Source organism: Streptomyces sp. NRRL F-4489 (genome assembly GCF_001509485.1).
GTDB lineage: Bacteria > Actinomycetota > Actinomycetes > Streptomycetales > Streptomycetaceae > Streptomyces.
This window is the reverse complement of record NZ_LLZI01000232.1, coordinates 164444-189905: the sequence shown is the minus strand read 5'-3', so window position 1 is coordinate 189905 and position 25462 is coordinate 164444. Positions and strand designations below refer to the sequence as shown.

General features: G+C 74.6%; 19 protein-coding genes and 1 pseudogene. 7 read left to right on the top strand and 13 right to left on the bottom strand.

Annotated features, from left to right (window positions below; genetic code table 11):
* From ADL22_RS20835 to ADL22_RS20785, 11 genes and pseudogenes are all read right to left on the bottom strand, one after another.
* Positions 1-642 (bottom strand): annotated as a pseudogene (locus ADL22_RS20835) (helix-turn-helix transcriptional regulator); the annotation flags it as partial.
* A gap of 185 nt (positions 643-827) precedes the next feature.
* Positions 828-3503, bottom strand: coding sequence for a pyruvate dehydrogenase (acetyl-transferring), homodimeric type (gene aceE / locus ADL22_RS20830; RefSeq protein WP_066981693.1), 2676 nt, complete (start codon positions 3501-3503; stop codon positions 828-830).
* A 341-nt stretch (positions 3504-3844) separates the two neighbouring features.
* Positions 3845-4468 (bottom strand): GntR family transcriptional regulator, encoded by a 624-nt coding sequence (locus ADL22_RS20825; protein ID WP_066981691.1) that lies wholly within the window; start codon positions 4466-4468, stop codon positions 3845-3847.
* Between the two features lie 154 nt (positions 4469-4622).
* Entirely contained in the window at positions 4623-6377 is a 1755-nt protein-coding gene (gene sucB, locus ADL22_RS20820) for a 2-oxoglutarate dehydrogenase, E2 component, dihydrolipoamide succinyltransferase (protein ID WP_066981688.1), read from the bottom strand.
* Between the two features lie 54 nt (positions 6378-6431).
* Positions 6432-7820 carry a dihydrolipoyl dehydrogenase gene (gene lpdA / locus ADL22_RS20815; protein WP_066981685.1) on the bottom strand — a complete coding sequence of 463 codons (1389 nt, stop codon included), beginning with the start codon at positions 7818-7820 and terminating at the stop codon, positions 6432-6434.
* Positions 7821-8129: 309 nt separating this feature from the next.
* Positions 8130-9674 carry a leucyl aminopeptidase gene (locus ADL22_RS20810; RefSeq protein ID WP_066981682.1) on the bottom strand — a complete coding sequence of 515 codons (1545 nt, stop codon included), beginning with the start codon at positions 9672-9674 and terminating at the stop codon, positions 8130-8132.
* A gap of 190 nt (positions 9675-9864) precedes the next feature.
* Positions 9865-10665, bottom strand: coding sequence for an adenosylcobinamide-GDP ribazoletransferase (locus tag ADL22_RS20805; protein WP_066981680.1), 801 nt, complete (start codon positions 10663-10665; stop codon positions 9865-9867).
* Between the two features lie 55 nt (positions 10666-10720).
* A complete protein-coding gene (locus tag ADL22_RS35440) occupies positions 10721-11446 on the bottom strand; it encodes a hypothetical protein (protein WP_066981677.1) in 726 nt (241 codons plus the stop codon).
* 326 nt (positions 11447-11772) lie between these two features.
* Positions 11773-12819, bottom strand: coding sequence for a nicotinate-nucleotide--dimethylbenzimidazole phosphoribosyltransferase (gene cobT / locus ADL22_RS20795; RefSeq protein ID WP_066981674.1), 1047 nt, complete (start codon positions 12817-12819; stop codon positions 11773-11775).
* Positions 12820-12829: 10 nt separating this feature from the next.
* Positions 12830-13441: a hypothetical protein gene (locus ADL22_RS20790; protein WP_066981671.1), complete on the bottom strand. Its 612-nt coding sequence runs from the start codon at positions 13439-13441 to the stop codon at positions 12830-12832.
* A gap of 62 nt (positions 13442-13503) precedes the next feature.
* Positions 13504-14733 (bottom strand): bifunctional adenosylcobinamide kinase/adenosylcobinamide-phosphate guanylyltransferase, encoded by a 1230-nt coding sequence (locus tag ADL22_RS20785; RefSeq protein WP_066981755.1) that lies wholly within the window; start codon positions 14731-14733, stop codon positions 13504-13506.
* A gap of 179 nt (positions 14734-14912) precedes the next feature.
* Between ADL22_RS20785 and ADL22_RS20780 the strand changes: the two genes are divergently transcribed.
* Positions 14913-15125, top strand: a complete 213-nt coding sequence (locus ADL22_RS20780) for a hypothetical protein (RefSeq protein WP_066981668.1) — start codon at positions 14913-14915, stop codon at positions 15123-15125.
* Between the two features lie 133 nt (positions 15126-15258).
* On the opposite strand, the gene ADL22_RS20775 is transcribed toward ADL22_RS20780, so the two are convergent.
* Positions 15259-15855, bottom strand: coding sequence for a DUF3043 domain-containing protein (locus ADL22_RS20775; protein WP_066981752.1), 597 nt, complete (start codon positions 15853-15855; stop codon positions 15259-15261).
* Positions 15856-16180: 325 nt separating this feature from the next.
* On the opposite strand from ADL22_RS20775, the gene ADL22_RS20770 reads away from it, so the two are divergent.
* The 6 genes from ADL22_RS20770 to ADL22_RS20745 all read left to right on the top strand — a co-directional run bounded on the left by ADL22_RS20770 (position 16181) and on the right by ADL22_RS20745 (position 24275).
* Positions 16181-16987 (top strand): PspA/IM30 family protein, encoded by an 807-nt coding sequence (locus ADL22_RS20770; RefSeq protein WP_079064295.1) that lies wholly within the window; start codon positions 16181-16183, stop codon positions 16985-16987.
* Between the two features lie 80 nt (positions 16988-17067).
* Positions 17068-17346: a PspA-associated protein PspAA gene (gene pspAA, locus ADL22_RS20765; protein ID WP_066981663.1), complete on the top strand. Its 279-nt coding sequence runs from the start codon at positions 17068-17070 to the stop codon at positions 17344-17346.
* An 81-nt stretch (positions 17347-17427) separates the two neighbouring features.
* Positions 17428-18684 (top strand): sensor histidine kinase, encoded by a 1257-nt coding sequence (locus ADL22_RS20760; RefSeq protein ID WP_066981662.1) that lies wholly within the window; start codon positions 17428-17430, stop codon positions 18682-18684.
* Positions 18685-18700: 16 nt separating this feature from the next.
* Complete coding sequence (locus tag ADL22_RS20755; RefSeq protein ID WP_066981658.1) at positions 18701-19387, top strand: response regulator; 687 nt, start codon at positions 18701-18703, stop codon at positions 19385-19387.
* 259 nt (positions 19388-19646) lie between these two features.
* Positions 19647-22820, top strand: a complete 3174-nt coding sequence (locus ADL22_RS20750) for an efflux RND transporter permease subunit (RefSeq protein WP_066981655.1) — start codon at positions 19647-19649, stop codon at positions 22818-22820.
* Between the two features lie 258 nt (positions 22821-23078).
* A complete protein-coding gene (locus ADL22_RS20745; RefSeq protein WP_234430783.1) occupies positions 23079-24275 on the top strand; it encodes a carboxylate-amine ligase in 1197 nt (398 codons plus the stop codon).
* A 62-nt stretch (positions 24276-24337) separates the two neighbouring features.
* Here the strand turns inward: ADL22_RS20745 and ADL22_RS20740 are convergent, their stop codons facing one another.
* Positions 24338-25192: a 4Fe-4S domain-containing protein gene (locus ADL22_RS20740; protein WP_066981745.1), complete on the bottom strand. Its 855-nt coding sequence runs from the start codon at positions 25190-25192 to the stop codon at positions 24338-24340.
* Positions 25193-25462 lie beyond the last annotated feature (270 nt).

The window sequence follows — 25462 nt, the reverse complement described above, 5'->3', positions numbered from 1 at the left end:
GCGGCCCCCCCCCCCGGCCGTGACCCCGGCCCGGACCCCCCCCCCGGCCGCGCCCCCCCCCCCGCCGCCCCCGCCGCGTCCGCCACCCGCGCCGCCAGATACCAGACCCCGGCCTTCAGCACGAGCCCGTACGGCTCCAGTTCGCGGACCACCTCGCCGTCCCGGCGCTGATAACTGACCGTCAGGCGGCGGTCGTCCCACACCGCGTCGGCGATCACCGGCAGCAGCGCGGGCGTCGGCGGATCGTGATACCAGCCCGGAGCGTCCAGATGGAAGCGCCGGGCGGCGCCCGACGCGGCGTCCCGCAGCTCCGGCAGCAGCGCGGCGGACACCTTCAGCCGGGCCGCGGACGCGGCGTCGGCCAGGCCCATCTCCCGCAGCGCGGACGGCACTCCGGACAGGAAGAGCGCCTCCGCCTCGCTGCGCCCGAGACCGGTCAGGCGGGTGCGGTAGCCGCCTATCAGGCGGTAGCCCCGCCCGGCCGCGGTCGGCGTACACCGGCACGCCGGCCTCCGAGAGGGAGAGCACGTCCCGGGCGACCGTGCGCTCCGAGACCTCCAGCTCCCGCGCCAGCTCACCGGCCGTCATCGAGGGCCGGGACTGGAGCAGGAGGACCAATTTGATCAGCCGTGCGGCACGCATGGGTCCATCATGCGGGGCACCACTGACAACGCCCCGCGACCGCCGGTCGCGGCGGCCGCGGGGCGGCGTGGATCCCGTGCGAGGACCCCGGGCGCGGGAATGATCCCCGCACGGGAGTTCATGGGCGGGCGGCGCCCGGTGTCGGCCGGGGCCGCCCGCGTTCGTGGGGCCGCGGGGCCCCGGTCTCACAGCCCGTAGCGCTCCCGGGCCTCCTTGACCGTCTCCGGCTTGACCTCGCCGCGCCGGGCGAGCGCCGCCAGCGCCTGGACGACCACCGACTGCGGGTCCACGCCGAAGTGGCGGCGGGCCGCGTCGCGGGTGTCGGACAGGCCGAAGCCGTCCGTCCCGATGGACACCCAGTCCTGCTCGACCCACGGGGCGATCTGGTCCGGGACCGCCCGCATCCAGTCGCTCACCGCGACGACCGGGCCGGGCGCGCCGGCCAGCGCACGGGTCACGTACGGCACCCGGTCCTCGCCCTCCAGGCGCGCCGCGTCGCACTCCAGGGCGTCCCGGCGCAGCTCCGTCCAGGACGGCGCGGACCACACGTCGGCGGCCACGCCCCAGTCGGCGGCCAGCAGCTGCTGCGCCTCCAGGGCCCAGTGGATCGCGGTGCCGGAGGCCAGCAGCTGGAGCCGCGGCACCTCGGCGTCCTCGATCGCGGTGGCCTCCTTGAAGCGGTACAGGCCCTTGAGGATGCCCTCCTCGACGCCCTCCGGCATGGCCGGCTGCACCTTGGTCTCGTTGTAGACCGTCAGGTAGTAGAAGACGTCCTCGGCGTCCGGGCCGTACATCCGGCGCAGACCCTCCTTGACGATCACCGCGACCTCGTAGGCGAACGCCGGGTCGTAGGAGAGCGCCGCCGGGTTGGTCGAGGCGATCAGGTGGGAGTGGCCGTCGGCGTGCTGCAGGCCCTCACCGGTCATCGTCGTGCGGCCCGCGGTGGCGCCGATGACGAAACCGCGGCCCAGCTGGTCGGCGAGCGCCCAGAACTGGTCGGCGGTCCGCTGCCAGCCGAACATCGAGTAGAAGATGTAGAACGGGATCATCGGCTCGCCGTGCGTCGCGTACGACGTCGCGGCGGCGGTGAAGTCGGCCAGCGAACCGGCCTCCGTGATGCCCTCGTTCAGGATCTGGCCGTCCTTGGCCTCCTTGTACCAGAGCAGCTGGTCCCGGTCGACCGGGTCGTAGGTCGCGCCCTTGGGGGAGTAGAGGCCGGCGGTCGGGAAGAGCGACTCCATACCGAAGGTGCGGGCCTCGTCCGGGACGATCGGGACCCAGCGCTTGCCGGTCTCCTTGTCCCGCATCAGGTCCTTGACCAGCCGGACGAACGCCATCGTGGTGGCGATCTCCTGGCTGCCGGAGCCCTTCTTCAGCGCGTCGAACGCCTTGTCAGCGGGCATCGGCAGCGGCTTGGCGGCGACCTTGCGGGCCGGCGCCGGGCCGTCGAGGGCCGCGCGCCGCTCGCGGAGGTAGCGCATCTCCGGGGAGTCCTCGGCCGGGCGCCAGTACGGCACCAGGTCGCCCTCCAGCGCGCTGTCCGGGATGGGGAGTTCGAGCAGGTCCCGCATCGCGCGGAACTCCGCCATCGTCAGCTTCTTCATCTGGTGGTTGGCGTTGCGGGACTCGAAGCCCGCGCCGAGGGTGTAGCCCTTGACGGTCTGCGCCAGGATGACGGTCGGCGCGCCCTTGTGCTCGACGGCGGCCTTGTACGCGGCGTAGACCTTGCGCGGCTCGTGGCCGGCCCGGGAGGTCTGGAACAGCTCCAGCAGCTTGGCGTCGGAGAGCGTCGCGCCGAGCGCCTTCAGGGCGTCGCTCGCGCCGAAGAAGTGCTCGCGCAGGTAGGCGGCGTCGCGGGTGGCGTAGGTCTGGAACTGCGCGTCCGGGGTCTCCCGCAGGCGCTGGAGCAGCACACCGTCGGTGTCGCGCGCGAAGACCTCGTCCCACGCCTGGCCCCACAGGGCCTTGACGACGTTCCAGCCGGCCGCGCGGAACTGGGCCTCCAGCTCCTGCACGATCTTGAAGTTCGGGCGGACCGGGCCGTCCAGGCGCTGGAGGTTGCAGTTGATGACGAAGGTGAGGTTGTCCAGGCCCTCGCGGCCGGCCAGCGCCAGGGCGGCGGTCGACTCCGGCTCGTCCATCTCGCCGTCGCCCAGGAACGCCCAGACGTGGGAGTTGCTGGTGTCCTTGATGCCGCGGTGCTCCAGGTAGCGGTTGAACCGCGCCTGGTAGATCGCCGAGAGCGGGCCCAGGCCCATCGAGACGGTGGGGAACTCCCACAGCCAGGGCAGCCGCCGCGGGTGCGGGTACGAGGGCAGGCCCTCGCCGCCGGCCTCCTGGCGGAAGTGGTCGAGGTGCTCCTCGGTGAGCCGGCCCTCCAGGAAGGCGCGGGCGTAGATACCGGGGGAGGCGTGGCCCTGGATGTAGAGCTGGTCGCCGGAGCCGTCGCCCTCCTTGCCGCGGAAGAAGTGCTGGAAGCCGGTCTCGTAGAGCCAGGCCGCCGAGGCGAAGGTGGCGATGTGGCCGCCGAGGCCGAGCTTGGAGCCGCGGGTCACCATGGCCGCCGCGTTCCAGCGGTTCCAGGCGGTGATCCGGGCCTCCAGGGCCTCGTCACCGGGGAACGCGGGCTCCGCCGAGGTCGGGATGGTGTTGACGTAGTCCGTCTCCAGGAGGGACGGCAGGTCGGTGCCCTCGGTGCGCGCGGTGTGCTCCAGGGCGCGGCGCATGAGGTACGCGGCGCGATGCGGGCCCGCTGCCTTGGTGACGGCGTCCAGCGACTCGCGCCACTCGGCCGTCTCCTCGGGGTCGCGGTCCGGGAGCTGGTCGAGCTGGCTGTACGGCAGGCGCACGGGATCGGGCATGGGTGGCCCCTTTCCGGACGGGTGGTGAATGCGAGTTCGGCAGGCATTCGGCAGGCAGGGGTGTCGCGCCCCAGCCATCGACGATAACGCTCTGATCGATGATCGATCAACGCTGAACGGAGGAAAAACCGCAGGTCGGCACGGGGTGCCGCAATTCGGGGCACCCCGTGCCAGCTCCGGAGGCCCCCTCCGCTACACCTCGGAGTCCCTCGGGTACGCGCCGGAGCCGACCGCCAGGGCAGACCCCGCCGCCCGGCCGGAAACCGCCCTCCCCGCACACGGCGGCGGCCCCGCGGAAACCGTTCCGCGGGGCCGCCCCACCGTCCGTCCTGCCCGGCGCCTCACACCCGCGGCGCGCAGCTCAGCACATGGGCCTTGAGCACCGCGCCGATCCGCGGATCGCGCCGCCGGAAGGCGTCCACCAGCTCCTGGTGGTCCTGGGCGTGCGAGCGCGGCTCCGGGCTGAACCAGCGGATCGACAGCGTCGTCCACACCTCCACGCCCAGCGACTCCCAGGTGTGCAGCAGGACGCCGTTCCCGGCCGCCCGCACGATCTCCCGGTGGAACGCCACCGTGTGCCGCACCTGCGCCTCGCCGTCCCCGGCCGCGTCCGCCGCCCGCAGCGCCGCCACCTCGCGCTCCAGCGCCGCGGTGTCCTCCGCCAGCCGCCCGGCCGCCAGCTCCGCGGCCACCTGCTCCAGACCGGCCCGGACCGGGTAGCTCTCCTTGAGGTCGTCCGCGGTGAGGTTGCGCACCCGGACGCCCTTGTTGGGCGCCGACTCGATCAGCCGCAGCGACTCCAGCTCCCGCAGCGCCTCCCGCACCGGCGTCTGGCTCACCTCCAGCTCCACCGCGATCCGCCGCTCCACGATCCGCTCACCCGGCTGCCAGCGGCCGCGGACGATCCCCTCAAGGATGTGCTCGCGGATCTGTTCGCGCAGCGAGTGGACGACGGGCGGGGTCATGACGTGCTCCTTCAGAGCGGGTGGGGCCGCGAGGGCGGTGCGGGGGCCATTATCCGGGACGCGGGTACGCACAAGGGCCGGCCCCGGCTCGTCGGAACGAACCGGGGCCGGCCCCTGTGCACAACTACCGCTTCCCTGGCGGGAGTCCGAACCGTCAGAGACCCAGCTCGGTCTCGAACTCGGCGGCCTCCAGGATCTGCTTGACCGTGGTCAGGTAGCGGGCCGCGTCGGCGCCGTCCACCAGGCGGTGGTCGTAGGAGAGCGACAGGTAGGTCATGTCGCGCACCGCGATGGTCTCGCCGAGGTCCGGGTGGTTGATGACCACCGGACGCTTGACGGTGGCGCCGATGCCCAGGATGCCGACCTGGTTCGGCGGCACGATGACCGTGTCGAACAGCGCACCGCGCGACCCGGTGTTGGAGATGGTGAAGGTCGCGCCGGACAGCTCGTCCGGGGTGATCTTGCTCGCCCGGACCTTGCCCGCCAGCTCGGCCGTCTTCCGGGCGATCCCGGCGATGTTGAGGTCACCGGCGCCCTTGATGACCGGGGTCATCAGGCCCTTCTCGGCGTCCACCGCGATACCGACGTTCTCGGTGTCGAAGTAGGTGATGGTGCCCTCGTCCTCGTTGATCCGGGCGTTGACGACCGGGTGGGCCTTCAGCGCCTGGACGGCGGCCTTGACGAAGAACGGCATCGGGGAGAGCTTGACGCCCTCGCGCTGCGCGAACGCGTCCTTGGCGCGGGCGCGCATCCGCATGAGCGCGGTGACGTCCACCTCGACGACGGTGGTCAGCTGCGCCTGGCCGTGCAGCGCCTTCATCATGTTGTCGCCGATGACCTTGCGCATCCGCGGCATCTTGACGGTCTGACCGCGCAGCGGGGAGACCTCCAGCGCCGGGGCCTTGGACGGCGCCGCGGCGGCCGGGGCGGCGGCCGGGGCCGGCGCGGCGGCCTTGAGGGCCTCGGCGGCGGCGATGACGTCCTGCTTGCGGATCCGGCCACCGACACCGGTGCCCTTGACCGTGGCGAGGTTGACGCCGTTCTCCGCGGCCAGCTTGCGGACCAGCGGGGTGACGTAGGCGCCGTCCGCCTCACCGGCCGCCGGAGCGGGGGTGACGGGGGCGGGCTGCGCGGCCGGAGCCGGAGCCGGGGCCGGCGCGGGGGCCGGAGCCGGAGCGGCGGGGGCCGGGGCCGGCGCCGGGGCGGGCTCGGGCTTGGCGGCCGGGGCGGGCTGCTCGGCGGCGGGCGCCGGAGCGGCCGGGGCCTGGGCCGGAGCGGTCGGAGCCGGGGCGGCGGCCGGGGCCGCGCCCTTGGCGCCGATCACCGCGAGCTTGGCGCCGACCTCGGCGGTCTCGTCCTCGCCCACGACGATCTCCAGCAGCACACCGGAAGCCGGGGCCGGGATCTCGGTGTCGACCTTGTCGGTGGAGACCTCGAGCAGCGGCTCGTCCTCGGAGACCTCCTCGCCGACCTCCTTCAGCCAGCGGGTGACGGTGCCCTCGGTGACGGACTCGCCGAGCGCCGGGAGGACCACGTCGGTGCCCTCGGCACCGCCCGCGGGGGCGGCGGCGGGGGCGGCCTCGGCCGCGGGGGCCGCGGCCGGCTCGGGCTGCGCGGCCGGGGCCGGGGCCTCGGCGGCGGCCGGAGCCGGAGCGGCGGCGGGGGCGCCGGTGCCGTCGTCGATGATGGCCAGCTCGGCGCCGACCTCCACCGTCTCGTCCTCGGCCACCTTGATGGAGGCCAGCACGCCGGCGGCCGGGGCCGGGATCTCGGTGTCGACCTTGTCGGTGGAGACCTCGAGCAGCGGCTCGTCGGCCTCGACGCGCTCGCCCTCGGCCTTCAGCCAACGGGTGACGGTGCCCTCGGTGACGCTCTCGCCGAGCGCCGGCAGGGTTACGGAAACCGCCATGGTTTCAGTTGCTCCTATCGCAAGTACGGATGTGGTCGCGCCCGGGACTGGGGGTCAGTCGTGGGAGTGGAGGGGCTTGCCGGCCAGGGCCAGGTGGGCCTCGCCGAGCGCCTCGTTCTGCGTGGGGTGCGCGTGGATGAGCTGCGCAACCTCGGCCGGCAGGGCCTCCCAGTTGTAGACCAGCTGGGCCTCGCCGACCTGCTCGCCCATACGGTCACCGACCATGTGGACGCCGACCACGGCACCGTCCTTGACCTGGACGAGCTTGATCTCGCCCGTGGTCTTGAGGATCTTGCTCTTGCCGTTGCCCGCGAGGTTGTACTTCAGCGCCACGACCTTGTCCGCGCCGTACAGCTCCTTGGCCTTGGCCTCGGTGATACCCACCGACGCGACCTCGGGGTGGCAGTACGTGACGCGCGGGACGCCGTCGTAGTCGATCGGGACGACCTTCTGGCCGGCCAGCCGCTCCGCCACCAGCATGCCCTCGGCGAAGCCGACGTGCGCGAGCTGGAGCGTGGGGACGAGGTCGCCGACGGCCGAGATGGTCGGCACGTTGGTCTGCATGTACTCGTCGACCAGGACGTAGCCGCGGTCCATGGCGACGCCCTGCTCCTCGTAGCCCAGGCCGGCGGAGACCGGGCCGCGGCCGATGGCGACCAGCAGCACCTCCGCCTCGAAGGTCTTGCCGTCGGCGAGGGTGACCTTGACGCCGTCGGCGGTGTACTCGGCCTTGTCGAAGAAGGTGCCGAGGTTGAACTTGATGCCCCGCTTGCGGAAGGCCCGCTCCAGCAGCTTGGAGCTGTTCTCGTCCTCGACCGGGACGAGGTGCTTGAGGCCCTCGATGATCGTGACGTCGGTGCCGAAGGACTTCCACGCCGAGGCGAACTCGACGCCGATCACGCCGCCGCCGAGGATGATCGCGGACTTCGGGACGCGGTCCAGCTTCAGGGCGTGGTCGGAGGAGATGATGCGGTTGCCGTCGATCTCCAGGCCCGGCAGCGACTTCGGCACGGAACCGGTCGCGAGCAGGATGTGGCGGCCCTGGACCTGCTGGCCGTTGACCGCGACGGAGGTCGGGGAGGACAGCCGGCCCTCGCCCTCGATGTAGGTGACCTTGCGGGAGGCGATCAGGCCCTGGAGGCCCTTGTACAGGCCCGAGATGACCTCGTCCTTGTACTTGTGGACCGCCTCGATGTCGATGCCCTCGAAGGTCGCCTTCACACCGAACTGCGCGCTCTCGCGGGCCTGGTCGGCGATCTCGCCGGCGTGCAGCAGAGCCTTCGTGGGGATGCAGCCGTTGTGCAGGCAGGTGCCGCCGACCTTGCCCTTCTCGATCAGGGCGACGTCGAGACCCAGCTGCGCCCCGCGCAGGGCGGCGGCGTAACCGCCGCTACCGCCGCCGAGGATCACTAGGTCGAAAACGGTGCTGGCGTCGTTCGCCACGTCACGTCCTCCATGCATGGGTGCGCCGGAGCCGGTCGTCGGTGACCGGACCGCGGCTGTTGTTCGGCCGCTTTAACTTCGGCCCTGGGTAAGGGGGGCCCTGTCCTGCCGAGAACCCATCTTCGCACTTGTTCGGTGAAGGCGGGACGCGGGGCCGGGCTCCGGGCGGCCGATCGGCCGCCGATCGGGGTTACCGGCACGTACTCACGTGCGGATTTCGTCGAGGGCGAACACGCCGCGGCCCCGGCGGACCGGCGGCCCCGGGCGCGGTGGGCCCGGGGCCGCCGGCGGCCGTACCGCGGACCCGGGTCAGCCCAGGTCGCCGGCGGCGGTGCGCTCGGCCAGCCGCAGCAGGGTGCGGACCGCGGAGCCGGTGCCGCCCTTGGGGGTGTAGCCCCAGGGCGCGCCCTCGTGGAAGGCCGGGCCGGCGATGTCCAGGTGGGCCCACGGGATGCCGTCGGCGACGAACTCCTTCAGGAAGAGCCCGGCGACCAGGCCGCCGCCCATCCGGTCACCCATGTTGGCGAGGTCGGCGACCGGGGAGTCCATGCCCTTGCGCAGCTCGGCGGGGAGCGGCATCGGCCAGGACTGCTCGCCGACCTCCTCGGCGATCTCGTGGATCTCGGCGCGGAACGCGTCGTCGTTGGCCATGATCCCGAACGTGCGGTTGCCCAGCGCCAGCACCATCGCGCCGGTCAGGGTCGCCACGTCCACGATCGCGTCCGGCGCCTCCTCGCAGGCCCGGGCCAGCGCGTCGGCCAGCACCAGCCGGCCCTCGGCGTCGGTGTTGAGCACCTCGACGGTCTTGCCGCTGTACATGGTCAGCACGTCGCCGGGGCGGGTGGCGGAGCCGGACGGCATGTTCTCGGCGAGCGCCAGCCAGCCGGTGACGTTCACCGGGACGTCCAGCCGGGCGGCGGCCACCACCGCGGCGAAGACCGCCGCGGCGCCGCTCATATCGCACTTCATGGTCTCGTTGTGGCCGGCCGGCTTGAGCGAGATGCCGCCCGAGTCGTAGGTGATGCCCTTGCCGACCAGGGCCAGGGTCTTCTCCGCCTCGGGGTGGGTGTGCGCGATCCGCACCAGGCGCGGCGGGGCCTCGGAGCCCTGGCCGACGCCCATCAGGCCGCCGTAGCCGCCCTTCTTGAGCGCCTTCTCGTCCAGCACCTCGACGGTGAGGCCGAACTCCTTGGCGGCGGCCTGGGCTTCGGCCGCGAACTGCTTGGGGTCCAGGGCGTTGGAGGGGGTGTTGATCAGGTCGCGGGCGCGGTTGATCTCCGCGGCCAGCACCTGGGCGCGCTCGGCGGCGGCCTTGAACTCCTTGTCCCGCGGCTTGCCGCCGAGGACGACCGCCTCGGCCAGCGGCGCGGACTTGCTGTCGTTCTTCTTGCCCTTGGCGCCCTTGCCGGCCGCGCCATTGCTGCGGAAGGCGGTGAAGGCGTACGTGCCGAGCAGGGCGCCCTCGCTCACCGCGGCGACCGCGGCGGCGTCGTCCACGGGCAGGGCGAAGGCGGCCTTCTTGGTGCCGGCCAGCGCCCGGGCCGCGCTGCCCGCCGCGCGGCGCAGCGCCTCGTGGTCGTAGCCGTCCTCCTCGGCCGGGGCGTCGCCCAGGCCGGCCGCCAGTACGACCGGGGCCTTGAGGCCGCCGGCCGCGGGCAGCTTGGTCACCTCGCCCTCGGCACCACTCGCGCCGAGGGTCTCCAGCACGGCGGCGAGCTTGCCGCCGAACGCCTCCTCCACGGCCTCGGCGCCGGGGGCCACCACAACGCCCTTGGCGCCCTTGGCCACGCCGACGACGACGGCATCCGCGCGCACCGTTGCGGCGGAAGAAGTACTGAGGGTCAGTGCAGTCACGGTGATGAAGGTCCTGTTCCGTCCGGGGAATCCGTTTTTCGCGCTCATGCGCTGCTGCGGCGAGCCTACGCTCGGCCGCGCCGCCGGGGCCGGGTGGTTGCCGCACCGGGATCGAGGGGGATGCCGTACGGAACGGGAAGGATGCCCCAACTCGCCGCCCGCGTAAGGGAGTTGGTGTACGACGGGGAATTCAGCCGAGGGCGAGCAGGATCAGCGCGGTGAGTCCGGCGGTCTCCGCGAGCGCGCCGAAGACATCGCCGGTGACCCCGCCGAACCGCCGCCGGCAGTGCCGCAGCAGCGCCTCCCCGGCCGCCAGCCCGAGCACCGCGGCCAGCCCCGCGCGCAGCGCGCCGTACGGGCCCCCCGCCCCGGCGCCGAGCGCCGCGCAGCCGAGCGCCACCAGCGCCGCGCACCCGGCCGCGGCCGGTCCCGGGACCGTCCCGGCGACCACCGCGCCCAGCCCTTCCGGGCGGGCCGCCGGCACCCCGGCCCGGGACGCCAGGGTCAGCGCGCCGCGCGCGGTGACCGCCGCCACCAGCGCCCCGGCCGCGCCGGCGGCCCAGCCCGCCGCGTACAGCCCGGCCAGCGCGGCCACCTGCGCGAGCAGCGCGAACAGCAGGGTGATCACGCCGAACGGGCCGATATCGGAGCGCTTCATGATCCGCAGCGCCTCGGCGGCCGGTTTGCCGCTGCCCAGCCCGTCCGCGGTGTCCGCCAGCCCGTCCAGATGCAGGCCCCGGGTGAGCACCGCGGGAACGACGGCGCTGCCCACGGCGGCCAGCAGCGGCCCGCCGCCCAGCAGCGTCACCGCGCCGCCCAGCGCCGCCGCGCAGCCGCCGACCACCAGCCCGGTCAGCGGCGCGCACACCATCCCGCCGCGGGCCGCCGCGCGGTCCCAGCGGGCCACCCGCACCGGCAGCACGGTCAGCGTCCCGAAGGCGAACCGGAGGGCGTCGGCGGGGGAGGGCGGCGGGGGAGCGGTGTCGGTCATCGCGGCAGGGTACCCGGGGACCGGACGGCCGCACCGCGCCCGGTCCGTCCCCGGCTCACTCGCGGTCGCGGCCGCGCACCCGCTGCGGATCGCGCGGTTTGCGCGGCCGCCACAGGTCGCCGGCCACGCAGAGGGCCAGCACCACCGCGACCGCCGCGACATGCTCCTTGCCCGCCAGGTTGTTCTTGATGAACGCCACCTCGACCAGCATGGCGACGGCCACCCCGACGCAGGTGAAACGGGCCCGGTAGCGCCAGCACACGGCCACCGCCAGGCCCACCACGGCCGCCGACGGGCCGGAGTCGATCACGTACCGGTCGGCGTCCGGCAGGCCGAACGGCGGGCCGGAGCCCAGCCACAGCGAGAAGCGCGCGTAGAGCGTCCCGGCGAGCGTGGCCGCGTAGGCGACCAGCATCGTCCGGCGCCGCCCCAGGCAGATCTCGGCGATCCCGAAGACCACGAGGATCTGCGCCAGCGCGCCCCACACCGGCAGGTCCAGCGCGGGGACGAACAGCGAGAGCGGGGTGCGCAGCAGCGTCACCCACACCGGCTCGGCCGCCTGCACCCAGCCGATGGAGCCCACCAGGTGGTAGCCCCAGGACTGGTTCTGGACGAAGTGGAAGAACAGCGTCAGGCACACCGCGGCCAGGGTCAGCGGGACGGCCCGCAGCCGCCGGGCGGCCAGCGCCGACCGCACGGTCCGCAGCAGCGGCCCCCACTCGGCACGCGCGGCGCGCCGCACGGCGGCCGCCGCCCGCCGCCCGGCCCGGGCGTCGCTCATCTCATGTTCTCCCACCGCTCGCGGTCCGGCCGCGCCGGCGGACCTCGCCGGGAGCGGCCCGGCCGCGGCGCCGGATACGTACCCGGCCGCGACCCCCGTTCGTAGACGGACCGGGAGCGCGCGGAGTTGAGCGGGCGCGGAGTGATCTCCGCCTCGTCCGCCGATGGGACGGCGTGGCGGACTTCCTCCGGACTCGAGCGAAGTCTCCCGATAAAAACGTCCAAACCGCGATCTTACGGGGAGCGGATCGGGGCCGCGCGGGGGCCTCGGCCGCCCACGGGCCGGGCCGGGGCGGGCGGAGCGCGGCCGCCGGGCCGGGCACCGGGTCAGTCGCCCGCCGGCAGCTCGGCGGCCAGCGCCGCGGCGGCCCGCACCAGCGGCAGCGCCAGCAGCGCGCCGGTGCCCTCGCCGGCCGTGACGCCGTGGTCGAGCAGCGGGGTGAGCGCGATCCGGTCCAGCGCCTTGCCCTGCGCCGGCTCGCCGCTGGCCTGCCCGGCCACCCACCAGTCCGGCGCCCGGAACGCCACCCGCTGGGCCACCAGCGCGCAGGCCGCGGAGACCACGCCGTCCAGGATCACCGGGGTGCGGCGCACCGCGCTCTGCAGCAGGAAGCCGGTGGCCGCGGTCAGGTCCGCGCCGCCGACCGTGGCCAGCAGTTCCAGCTGGTCGCCGAGGACCGGCCGGGCCCGGCGCAGCGCGTCCCGGATCGCCGCGCATTTGCGCATCCAGGCCAGGTCGTCGATCGGCCGGCCGCCGCGCCCGGTGACCACCGAGGCGTCCGTACCGCACAGCGCGGCGATCAGCGTGCCGGCGGCGGTGGTGCCGCCCACGCTGAGGTCGCCCAGTACGACCAGGTCGGTGCCGGCGTCCGCCTCCTCGTCGGCGATCGCCATCCCGGCCCGGAACGCCGCCTCGGCCTCGTCCGGCGTCAGCGCGTCCTCGACGTCGATCCGGCCCGAGCCGCGGCGGACCCGGTGCCGGGTGATCTCCGCCGGGAATCCGGCCGGGTCGCAGTCCACCGCCATGTCCACCACGCGTACGGGGACGCCGGTGTGCCGGGCCAGCACCGCGGCCGGGCTCGACCCGTCCAGGACGGCGCGGACGAGGTCGGCGGTGCCGCCGGCGGGCCGGGCCGAGACGCCCAGCTCCGCCACGCCGTGGTCGCCGGCGAACAGCAGGGCCTTGGGCCGCTCGACGGGCCGCACCGGGACCCGCTGCTGGACGGCGGCCAGCCAGCCGCCCAGCTCGTCCAGCCGCCCCAGGGCCCCGGGCGGGACGTCCGTACTGGCCCGCCGCTCCTCGGCGGCGCGGCGCAGCTCGCTGTCGGGGCGCTCGATCAGCTGGGCGAAGTCATCGAGGTTCAGGGCGCTCATTGGGCGCAGATTACCGGCAACGGGGGACGGGCGGGGGCGCCGCGAAGCGCAGCGCGCACACCGCCGTCCGCGCCCCCAGGGGCCGGACCCCGACCGCCGCGACGCCCGGGTGCAGCCGGGCCGCCCGGAGCGCCGCCGCGGTCCACCGGGGCAGCGCGTCCAGCACCAGCGCCCCGCCGGGGAAGCGCGCCGCGCAGACCGCCACCAGCTCCCGTACCGCGCGGACCGGCAGCCCGCCGGGCGCCCCGGGCACCGCGACCACCACCCCGCGCTCCGCCGCGCCCGCCGCGCCGACCGCGTCCGGCCAGTCCGCGCCGGTGCCGGGGCGGGCCGCGGTGTGCCGGCGGGGGGTGTCCGGCAGCAGCATCCGGCGGGCCGCGGCGTCCGCCGGCGGCAGCACCGACAGCCAGCTCAGCCGCCCGTTGTCCAGCCGCCGGAAGCCGGTCCCCAGGCCCTCGCCGAGCACCACCACGACGGCCTCGGGGCGGCGGGCCAGATAGCCGCGGACGGCCGCCTCGGCGGTGTCACTCAGCTCGCCGGGGTGCTCCGGGACGGGACGGGGGCGCCGCGCACCGCGCGGGACATGCGGGAGATGCCCGGAATGCCGGGAAGGTGTGGTCACGCCTCCAGCGGACCGCCCGTCGCGCCCGGTGGCAAGCGGACACGGTCCGCGCCGGGCCGCCGTCAGCCGCGCAGCGCAAGCGCCTGGCCCGCGACCACCAGCAGCAGCTGCTCGCACTCCGCGCCGAACGCCGCGTTCAGCCGCCCCAGTTCGTCCCGGAAGCGGCGGCCCGCCGGGGTCGCCGGGACGACGCCCGACCCGACCTCGTTGCTCACCGCCACCACCCGCCGCCGGGTCTCCCGTACCGCCGCCACCAGCGCCTCGCACCGCTCCCGCAGCGCCCGCCGGCCGCCCGCCTCCCAGACCGCGTCGTCCCACGCCCCGGCCTCGTCCATGGCGTGCGTCAGCCACAGCGACAGGCAGTCGATCAGCAGCGGCGGCGCGGTCGCCGGCTGGGCCAGCAGCGGCAGCAGATCGCAGGTCTCGGCGGTCCGCCAGCCCGGCGGGCGCCGCTCGCGGTGCAGCGCCACCCGGTGCGCCCAGTCCTCGTCGCCCTCCCGGATGCCGCCGGTGGCCACGTACACCACCTCGGGGAACGCCATCAGGCGCCGCTCGGCCTCCACCGACTTCCCGCTGCGCGCCCCGCCCAGGACGAGCGTCCGGCGCGGCAGGTCCGGCACCGCGTGGTACTCGCCGACCACCAGCGACGTGCCGTCCGGCACCGCGCGAGCGCCCAGCGCCGCCAGCCGGCGGTGGAGTTCCGGGCCGGGCGGCACGGTGTGGTCCAGGTGCACGGCCACCACATCGGTCGCCGCGTCCACCGCGCCGCTCGCCCGCAGCCGGGCCAGCGCCTCCGGCCGCGCCAGCACGTCCAGCAGCACCATGTCGTACGGGCCCGGGTGCCCGCCCGGGGCGCCGTCGCCCGTCTCGTCGAGGCCGGCCGGGGCGGCGCCCGGCGGCAGGTACAGCAGCCGTTCGCCGTCGCCGCCGGTGACCTCGTAGCCGGTGCCGGGGACGTCCACCGCGACCGCCCGCACCCGGTGCCCGTCCAGCAGCGCCAGCTCGCGGCCGTCCGCGACCCGGGCCGGCTGCGGCAGCCCGGCCGGGACCTCCAGCGCCGGCCCGTCGTGCGGATGGGAGAGCAGCACCTGGCGGACCCCGGCCAGCGACCGGCCGGCCCGGGCGGCCGCGAACGCCGGGCCGGGCGTCAGATCGAGCAGCAGCGCGCCGTCCACGAGCAGGGCGGTGGCGGCCCGCGCCTCGCCGCCGACGGCGGTCGCGCAGGCGGCACACGGGCACTCGGGGCGCGGCAGCCCCCGCGGGGCCCCGGTGCCGAGGAGAGTCAGATCCACCCGCGCCATTTTCCCCGGCCCCCCTCGCGCGGGCGCGCGGGGGCACCCCTCGACAGGGCCGTTAGGCTTCCGATCAAGCGGGGAAGCCCGATCCGGGAGCCCGGCGCGCGCCGGGGTGCCCGGCCCGCGGGGCAAGATCGGCGGACCCGGCGGATCCGGTGGGACTCCAGGAGGCGCACATGGCGTGGACGTGGCGGTTCGAGAAGGCGGACGGTTCGGAGGCGGTACCCACCGTCGAGCCGGAGGAGTTCACGACCCAGGGCGACGCCGAGTCCTGGATCGGGGAGCAGTGGCGCGATCTCCTCGACGGCGGTGTGGACCAGGTCCGGCTGTTCGAGGACGGCTCGGAGGTCTACGCGGGGCCGATGAGCCTGCACGCCGACGAGAGCTAGCCGGACCGGCTCAAGGCCGGCAGCCGTACGACGCGGCGCGGCGGGGTCCGGACCGGCCGGACCCCGCCGCGGAGCCGTTCACGCACCGGCGCCTCTTCGGACGGCGCCGTGCGGTATCAGTGTCGTCGTCGGATCAAGGCCGCTGACCGCGCTTGACCTGCGGCTTCGGCAGCCGCAGCCGGCGCATCTGGAGCGTGCGCATCACCGCGTAGGCGCGGGCGCCCTTGTGGTTCTCCTTCGGGAAGCGCTGCGGGAGCAGCTTGCCCAGCCGGAACCAGATCACCGCCGAGTCCACCACGATCAGCACGATGATGATCATCCACAGCAGCAGCGCGATCGACTGGATCTGCGGCACCCGGATCATGGTGAGCACCAGGATCACCACGGCCATCGGCAGGAAGAACTCCGCCACGCACCAGCGGGAGTCGACGTAGTCCCGGGCGAAGCGGCGCACCGGGCCCTTGTCGCGCACCGGCAGATAGCGCTCGTCGCCGTTGGCCAGCGCCTCGCGCTGGCGGGCCATCTCGACGCGGCGGGCCTCCCGCTGCGCCTTGGCGGCCTCCTTGCGGTTGGCCGGCGTGTGCGCGCGGGTGCGGCGCTGCGACTGGGCCGCGCTGCGCTTGGGCGTCGGGCGGCCCTTGGGGGCCTGCGGGTCGCGGGGCTGCTGGGGCTGGGGCGCGGTCACCTTGGCGGCCGCGGCCTGCTCTTCCTTCGAACGGCTTCGGAACACAACACCCAAGAGTACGTGCTCGCCGCGCATGAGCGGCGGGACGGCGGGGAACGATCCGGCAACGGCGCCGGCCGTGCCGCGCGGACGCGGTGGAAACGGACCGGGCGCGGCGGAACGGACCGGTCGGGGCGCCGCTCCCCGGGACCTCCCTACTCCCCGTCTACTCCCTGGGCGGGAGAAGCCGGCGGCCCCGATCGTCCTGGAGGAGGAGCGCATCCGGGCCCGAACGGTGCGGTAATGGAACCAGGGCCCGTACTGTGGGGTCTGTAGATGTGCTGGAGCCTAAGCCCGATGCAAGTCGGTCAGAAGGGGGCGCGCGAGGCCCATGAGCGATGGTGTCATGAAGCGGATGGGGATGATCTTCCGCGCGAAGGCCAACAAGGCCCTTGACCGGGCCGAAGACCCGCGCGAGACCCTTGACTACTCGTACCAGAAGCAGCTCGAACTGCTCCAGAAGGTCCGCCGCGGCGTCGCCGACGTGGCGACCTCCCGCAAGCGCCTGGAGCTGCAGCTCAACCAGCTCCAGGGCCAGTCCGCCAAGCTGGAGGACCAGGGCCGCAAGGCGCTGGCGCTCGGCCGCGAGGACCTGGCCCGCGAGGCGCTGACCCGCCGCAGCGCGCTGCAGCAGCAGGTCACCGACCTGGAGACGCAGCACCAGACCCTCCAGGGCGAGGAGGAGAAGCTCACCCTCGCCGCGCAGCGCCTCCAGGCCAAGGTCGACGCCTTCCGGACGAAGAAGGAGACGATCAAGGCCACCTACACCGCCGCCCAGGCGCAGACCCGGATCGGCGAGGCGTTCTCCGGTATCTCCGAGGAGATGGGCGACGTCGGCCTGGCCATCCAGCGGGCCGAGGACCGCACCGCCCAGCTCCAGGCCCGGGCCGGCGCCATCGACGAGCTGATGGCCTCCGGCGCGCTGGACGACCCGTCCGGTATGGCCAAGGACGACATCACCGCCGAGCTGGACCGCCTCTCCGGCGGCAGCGACGTGGAGCTGGAGCTCCAGCGGATGAAGGCCGAGCTGGCCGGCGGCCCGTCCGCGCAGCAGCAGGCCATCGAGGGCGGCCAGGGCGGTGCCGCCCAGCAGGCCCCCCAGGCCCCGCAGCAGCACCCGCGGTTCGACAAGCAGTGACGGACGGCGGCGGCCGGCCCCGTACGGGCGGCCGCCGCCCCCGCAGCGATCCCGCCCGACCGGAACGTAGGGAGACCGTCGTGATCGTACGGATCATGGGGGAGGGCCAGGTGAAGCTGGACGACGCCCACTTCATCGAGCTCAACAAGCTGGACGACGAACTGCTCGACGAGATGGAGAGCGGTGACGAGGCCGGATTCCGGCGCACCCTGGGGGCCCTGCTGGACGCCGTCCGCAGCCTGGGCACCCCGCTGCCGGACGACTCCCTGGAGCCCTCCGAGCTGATCCTCCCGGGTCCGGACGCCGGCCTCGACGAGGTCCGCGAGATGCTCAGCGACGACGGCCTCATCCCCGGCTGATCCGGCCGGATACCGCACACCCAGCGCACTACCGGACAGCGCCCCGGCCCGCCACGGCGGCCGGGGCGCTACCGTTCCCCCGTGACCGCCTCCGCCCAGGACGCCTCCCGCGTCGCCCGCCTCCGCCAGTGGCACCGGACGCACCGCCTCGCGTTCGACGCCGCCCTGGCGGCGCTGGCGTTCGTGGCGATCCTGTGCGGCGCGGTGGCCGGGCGGCACGGCCACGGCGGCCAGCCGCCCCGCTTCGGCCCCAGCCACCTCACCGCCACCACCGTGGTGCTCGCCGCGCTCGCCTCCGGCGCGCTGGTGCTGCGCAGCCGGCTGCCCCGCACGGTGCTGGCCGCCACCGGCTCGCTGACCATCGTGGAACTGGTCGCCCGCTCCGACGACCCGCGCGCCCCGGTGGCCGGCGCCGCGGTGATCGCCCTGTACACCGTCGCGTCCCGCACCGACCGGCCCACCACTTGGCGGACCGGCGCGCTGACCTGCGTGGTGCTGACCGCCGCCGCGATGCTCTTCGGCGACCGCCCCTGGTACGCCCAGGAGAACGTCGGGATCCTCGCCTGGACGGGGCTGGCCGCGGCGGCCGGCGACGCGGTGCGCAGCCGCCGCGCCTACGTCGACGCCATCCGCGAACGCGCCGAACGCGCCGAGCGCACCCGCGAGGAGGAGGCCCGCCGCCGGGTCGCCGAGGAGCGGCTGCGCATCGCCCGCGAACTGCACGACGTGGTCGCCCACCACATCGCCCTGGTCAACGTCCAGGCCGGGGTCGCCTCGCACGTCATGGACAACCGCCCCGACCAGGCCAAACAGGCCCTCGCGCACGTCCGGGAGGCGTCCCGGTCGGCGCTGGAGGAGCTGCGCGCCACGGTCGGGCTGCTGCGCCAGTCCGACGACCCGACCGCGCCCACCGAGCCCACGCCGGGCCTGGGCGTGCTGGACCAGCTCGTCGAGGGGTTCGTCCGAGCCGGTCTGCCGGTCGCGGTGGAGCTGCCGCCCGGGCCGCCGCCGGCGCTGCCCGCCTCGGTGGACCTGACCGCCTACCGCGTCGTCCAGGAGGCGCTGACCAACGTCCGCAAGCACGCCGGCGACGGCGCCCGCGCCACCGTCCGCATCGGCCACACCGGCACCGCGCTGACCGTCGCCGTCCTGGACGACGGCCGCGGCCCGGGGGAGGGGGCCGTGCCGGAGCGCGGCGGCGGGCATGGTCTCATCGGGATGCGCGAACGCGTCCAGGCGCTGCGCGGCACGGTCGACACCGGCCCCCGCGCGGCGGGCGGCTTCCAGGTGCGGGTCACCCTGCCGCTGGGCGGCGCGCGTACCGCCGAGCCGACCTGAGCGCGAGGACACGGGGATGACCATCAAGGTGCTGCTGGCCGACGACCAGGCGCTGCTGCGCAGCGCGTTCCGGGTCCTGGTGGACTCCGAGCCGGACATGTGCGTGGTGGGGGAGGCGTCCGACGGCGCGCAGGCGTACGAACTCGCCCGCGCCGAGCGGCCCGACGTGGTCCTGATGGACATCCGGATGCCCGGCACGGACGGCCTGGCCGCCACCCGCATGATCTGCCGGGACCCGGAGCTGGACGGGGTGCGGGTGGTCATCCTGACCACGTTCGAGGTGGACGACTACGTGGTCCGGTCGCTGCGGGCCGGGGCCAGCGGCTTCCTCGGCAAGGGCGCCGAACCGGACGAGATGCTGAACGCGATCCGGATCGCGGCCGGCGGCGAGGCGCTGCTGTCGCCCGCCGCGACCAAGGGCCTGATCGCCCGCTTCCTGGCCCAGGGCGAGGACCCCGGGGAGGACGGGCCGGGCGGTGCGGGCGCGGCGCGGCTGGCCACCCTCACCGGCCGGGAGCGCGAGGTGCTGGTCCTGGTGGCCGGCGGGCTGTCCAACGACGAGATCGCCGGGCAGCTCGACGTCAGCCCGCTCACCGTCAAGACCCACGTCAACCGCGCGATGGCCAAGCTCGGCGCCCGCGACCGGGCCCAACTCGTCGTCATCGCCTACGAGTCGGGACTGGTCCGGCCCCGGGCGCACTGAGCCGCCGCCGGGCCGGGGGCACGGGCCGGGCGTCCGCCCGTACGCCCAGGGGTGCAGCGCGGGTGGAGTCCGCCGTACTGCGGACGCGGTACGGGCGGCGGGCCGGAAACCGACCTGGGAGCGACGAAAACGGGCCGGTCCCTGGCGCAGGGTGTAAGTGGGCCGGTGTCGGCCCCGCCCCCGGGCCCGCGCACGGCCCCCGCCGGTGCGCCCGCCCGCGGAACCCGCTTTTGCGAACAGAAGAGAGAGACCCCTACCCATGTCCTGGCTGTCCAGAATCAGCCTCGTACAACGGGGCCTGATAGCGCTGATGTCGATCGTCGCGATCGCTTTCGGTGCCATCGCGATCCCGCAGCTCAAGCAGCAGCTGCTGCCCTCCATCGACCTGCCGATGGTGTCGGTGATCGCCCCGTACCAGGGCGCCTCGCCCGACGTCGTGGAGAAGCAGGTCGTCGAGCCGCTGGAGAACGGCCTCCAGGCGGTCAACGGCATCAAGAGCGTCACCTCGACCTCCAGCGAGGGCTCCGGTGTCGTGATGGCGCAGTTCGACTACGGCAACGACTCCAAGCGCCTGGTCACCGACGTCCAGCAGGCCGTCAACCGCGCCCGCGCGAAGCTGCCCAAGGACGTGGACCCGCAGGTGGTCTCCGGCGGGACCGACGATCTGCCGACCGTCGTACTGGCCGTCTCCTCCACCACCAAGGACCAGCAGACCCTCGCCGACCAGCTCAACCGCACCGTCGTCCCGGACCTGAAGAACATCGACGGCGTCGGGCAGGTCAGCGTCAGCGGCGTCCAGGACCGGATCGTCGCGGTCACCCCGGACGACAGGAAGCTGGCCGCCGCGGGTCTGAGCTCCTCGGCGCTCGGCCAGGCGCTCCAGTCCGGCGGCACCTCGGTGCCGGCCGGCGCGTTCTCCGAGGGCGGGCAGAGCCGCACCGTGCAGGTCGGCGCCGGCTTCACCTCCGTCCAGCAGATCAAGGACCTGATGGTGACCCCGGCGGCCGGCCCGATGGGCGGCGGCCAGGGCGGCAAGCCCGTCCGGCTCGGCGATGTCGCCACCGTCAAGGAGACCTCCGCCACCCCGACCTCGATCACCCGCACCGACGGCCGGCCCAGCCTCTCGGTCACCGTGACGATGAACCAGGACGGCAGCGCGGTCGCCATCTCCGACGCGGTCAAGGGCAAGCTGGACGCCATCCGCAAGGACCTCGGCCCGGGCGCGCGCGTCACCATCGCCTCCGACCAGGGCCCGCAGGTCTCCAAGTCCATCGAGTCGCTGACCACCGAGGGCCTGCTCGGCCTGGTCATGGCGGTCGTGGTGATCCTGGTCTTCCTGCTGAGCCTGCGCTCGACGCTGGTCACCGCGGTCTCCATCCCGCTGTCGGTCGTCATCACGCTGATCGTGCTGTGGACCGGCGACCTCTCCCTGAACATGCTCACCCTGGGCGGTCTGACCATCGCCATCGGCCGGGTCGTCGACGACTCGATCGTCGTCCTGGAGAACATCAAACGGCACCTGGGCTACGGCGAGGAGCGCCGCACGGCCATCCTCACCGCCGTCAAGGAGGTCTCCGGCGCGATCACCTCCTCGACCCTGACCACCGTCGCGGTCTTCCTCCCGATCGGCGTGGTCGGCGGGATGGTCGGCGCGCTCTTCGGCTCGTTCTCCGTCACCGTCACCGTGGCGCTGCTCTCCTCGCTGCTGGTCTCGCTGACCGTGGTGCCGGTCCTGTCGTACTGGTTCCTGCGCGCGCCCGAGATCCCCGAGGGCACCGACCCCGAGGCGCTGCGCCGCGAGGCGGAGGAGAAGGAGTCCCGCAGCGCGCTCCAGCGGCTCTACGTGCCGGTGCTGCGGTTCGCCACCCGCCGCCGCGGGATCAGCCTGCTGATCGCCGTGGCGATCCTGGCCGGCACCTTCGGTATGGCCCCGCTGCTGAAGACCACCTTCTTCGACCAGGGCAAGCAGGACACCCTCAGCATCAAGCAGGAGCTGAAGCCGGGCACCAGCCTCAGCGCGGCGGACGCGCAGGCCAAGCGGGTCGAGCGGGTGCTCGCGGACGACGAGGACGTGGCGGACTACCAGGTCACCGTCGGCTCGTCCGGCATCATGGCGGCGTTCGGCGGCGGCTCCGGCGCCAACCAGGCCAGCTACCAGGTCAAGCTGAAGAGCTCCGCGGACTCCGAGAAGGCCACCACCCGCCTGCGGGACGGGCTGGCCAAGCTCGGTCCGGCGGCCGGCGAGACCACCGTCACCGCGGGCGGCGGCGGCTTCGGCAACCAGAACCTCAGCGTGGTCGTCAAGGCCGGCGACGGCACGGTGCTCCAGCGGGCCGCCGAGCAGGTCCGCAAGGCCGTCGCGGGCCTGGACCACGTCACCGACGTGCAGAGCGATCTGGCGCAGAGCGTGCCGCGGATCTCCGTGACGCCCAACGAGAGGGCCGCCGCGGCCGGTTACACCCAGACCTCGCTCGGCGCGGCCGTCGCCCAGGCCGTCAGCGGCACGTCCAGCGGCAAGGCCGTCCTGGACGACACCGAGCGCGATGTGGTGATCAAGTCGGGCCACCCGGCCACCACCGAGGCGCAGTTGAGGGACCTGCCGCTGCCGACCCCGTCCGGCATGGCCCGGCTCGGCGACCTGGCCACCGTCAAGACGGTGCCGGGGCCGGTCCAGATGACCCGGATCGACGGCGCCCGCTCGGCGACCATCACCGCCAAGCCCACCGGCGACAACACCGGCGCGGTCTCCACCGACCTGCAGAGCACGATCAAGGCCCTGAAGCTGCCGGCCGGCGCCACCGCCACCATCGGCGGCGTCTCCCAGGACCAGTCCGACGCGTTCTCCTCGCTCGGCCTGGCGATGCTGGCGGCCATCGCGATCGTCTTCCTGCTGCTGGTGGGCACCTTCCGGTCGATCGTGCAGCCGCTGATCCTGCTGATCTCGATCCCGTTCGCGGCCACCGGCGCGATCGGCCTGCTGGTCGCCACCGGCACCCCGATGGGCGTCCCGGCCATGATCGGCATGCTGATGCTGATCGGCATCGTGGTCACCAACGCGATCGTGCTGATCGACCTGATCAACCAGTACCGGTCGCGCGGCTACGGCATCGTGGAGGCGGTCGTCGAGGGCGGCCGGCACCGGCTCCGCCCGATCCTGATGACCGCGCTGGCCACCATCATGGCGCTGCTGCCGATGGCGCTGTCGCTCAGCGGCGACGGCGGTTTCATCTCGCAGCCGCTGGCCGTGGTCGTGATCGGCGGTCTGATCACCTCCACCCTGCTCACCCTCCTCCTCGTCCCGACGCTCTACGCGGTCATCGAACTGCGCAAGGAGCGCCGGGCGGCGAAGAAGGCGGCGAAGCGGGCCGGGAAGGGCGGCGGTCCGGCGGCCCCCGCGGACACCGACCGCGCCCCGGAGCCGGCCGGCGTCTGACCCCGGCCGCCTGATACCCGGGCGATCCGACGAGCCCCCGCGGCCGCGACCGGCGGCCGCGGGGGCCCGCGCGTTTCCGGGGGCGCCGCGCTCCCCGTACGGCCGGGCGTCCGCGGAGGCACCGCGTCCGGGTGGCCGGAAGCCGCCGCCCCGGCCGCCCCCGGGCGCACGCGCACCCCCACGCCCGCACCCGCGCCCTTATCATCGGCCTCCCCGCATCGATGAGTTGTCCTCCCAGGCCGGAAGGGTTGCCGCATCGTGACGTTGGAACCGGAAGGCCGAAGAGACCCCGGCCCCCGTACGGAAGCAGGGCGCGGGCGCCCCCTTTCCGGGGACCCGCCGACGTTCGGTGTCGAGGAGGAGTTCTTCCTCGCCGACCGCGCCACCCGGGCCACCGTCGCCCGCGCGCCGGACGTCATCAAACGCGCCCGCGCGCACCTCGGCGACCAGGTCGGGGCCGAACTCTTCACCACCACCGTCGAGACCCGCACCCCGCCCGTCAGCACCCTCCAGGAGCTCCGCCGCCACCTGCGGACGCTGCGCGCCGGGCTGGTCGCGGCCGCCGCCGAGGCCGACTGCCGGGTGGTGGCCTCCGGCACGCCGGTGATCCCGTTCGCCGGGCCGCCGGAGATCGCCGACGTACCGCGCTACCGCGCGATGGTCGACCGCTACGCCCCGCTGGTTTCCGGCGACCGGAACACCGGCGTCTGTGCATGTCATGTGCATGTCTTCGTACCGGACCGGGAGGAGGCCGTGCAGCTCTGCAACCACCTGCGCCCCTGGCTGCCGGTCCTCCAGGCGCTCGCCGCCAACTCCCCGTTCCAGGACGGCCGGGACAGCGGATTCGCGGCCTGGCGGGCGCTCCATTTCGGACGATGGCCGCACGTCGGCCCGACCCCGCCGTTCCGCGACGCGGCGGCCTACACCACCCTGGTCGACACCCTCGTCGAATCCGGGATGCTGATGGACCGCAAACTCGTCTACTGGTACGCCCGCCCCTCCGAGCGCTGGCCGACCCTGGAGATCCGGGTCCCCGACGTCAACGCCGACCTCGACACCGTCCTGCTGCTGGCCAGCCTGACCCGCGCCCTGGCCGGGGTGCTGCTGGCCGACATCCGCCGCGGCGCGCCGGCCCCGGAGATCGGGGACGCGATGCTGCGGGCCGCGCACTGGCGCGCCGCCCGCGACGGACTGCGCGGCTCCGGCTTCGACCCGCTCACCGGCCGGCTCCGCCCCGCCCACGACCTCGCCGACCGGCTCCTGGCCCGCGCCGCCCCGGCGCTGGAGGAGACCGGCGAACTGCCCTTCGTCCGGCGGGTGTGGGGCCGGCTGCGGCGGGACGGCGGGGGAGCGGAGCGGCAGCGCGCCGCGTACCGGCGGCGCGGCGACCTCCGGGACGTGGTGGACCTGGTGGCCGGCGAACTGGAGGCGGACCCCGCCGCCGCCCTGCTCTGACGCGGGGCCGGCGGCGGACGCGGGGCCGGCGGCGGCTCACCCCGGCCCGCCGCCGCCGGCCCTCACCACCGCACCGCCGTGAAGTCCACCGGCCGCGGCGCGAGCGCCGCCGTACGGGCCGCCAACTCCCGCATCCGGCGCGCCATTTCGGGCACCGGGCGGTGCATCCGGTCGCCGTGCCCGGGCAGCACCCACGCGAACCGCAGCCGGTCCGCGGTCCGGGCCAGCGACGCCGCCAGCTCGGTGACCGAGTACCACACCACGCTGTCCGCCACCGCCAGATCGCCGTCGGCCCGCGACCAGTAGAAGCTGTCGCCGCTGAAGCAGTAGGTGTCGTCGGCGACGTAGAGCACACTGCCCTCGGTGTGGCCGGGCAGCGGGTGCGCCACCACCCCCGCGGCGATCTCCACCGGTTCCGTGCCGCGCAGCACCCGGTCCGCGTCCGGCGCCGCCGCCAGATCGCCCTCGTGGATCCACAGCCGGGCCCCGAACCGGTCGGCGTACTGCCGGCCGTGCGCGGCGTGGTCCCGGTGGGTGAGGAGTACGTCGGTGACCGGCCCGGCCGCCGCGAAGCGGGCGGCCAGCTCCTCGCCGTACCGCGGGGTGTCGATCATCATCTGGGTCCCCTCCGGGCGCCGCAGCAGATACGCGTTGGCGCCCGCGGTCTGCCGGGAGTTGTGGCCGCACAGCGCGACCGTGCCGTCCAGCGCCAGCGGGAACGGGTCCCACTCGGCCGCCAGTCGCCCGCCGTCCGGCCGCACCGAACGCGTCGGGCAGGCGAACGCGGCCGCCCGCACCGCCCGTTCCTCCGCCGCCCCGCGCGGCTGCCGGACCACCTCGGACCGGCCGCCGATCTCGGCGATCAGCCCCGGCGCGAGCTGCCGCGCGACATCGCAGTTGGTGCACCGGTCGTCCACGTACCAGGCGCCCGCGCCGCCGTCTTCCGCCGCGCCGCCGCCCTGTGCCGTACCGCCGTCCTGTGCCGTGCCGCCGTCGTGTGCCGTGTTCACGGTGGGGATGCCTCCTGCCCTGTGGGGGTTGTGGCCTGGTCACGAGGGTGCCCCGGCGCGGCCGGAAACCGGAAGGGGGCCCGGGTCTTGTTTCTCCTGGTCACGGGCGCTCTCACGGGCGCCCGGCAGGGGCGCCGGGACGGAAAAAACGAACGGGCGGGCCGCAGGCGGTGATCC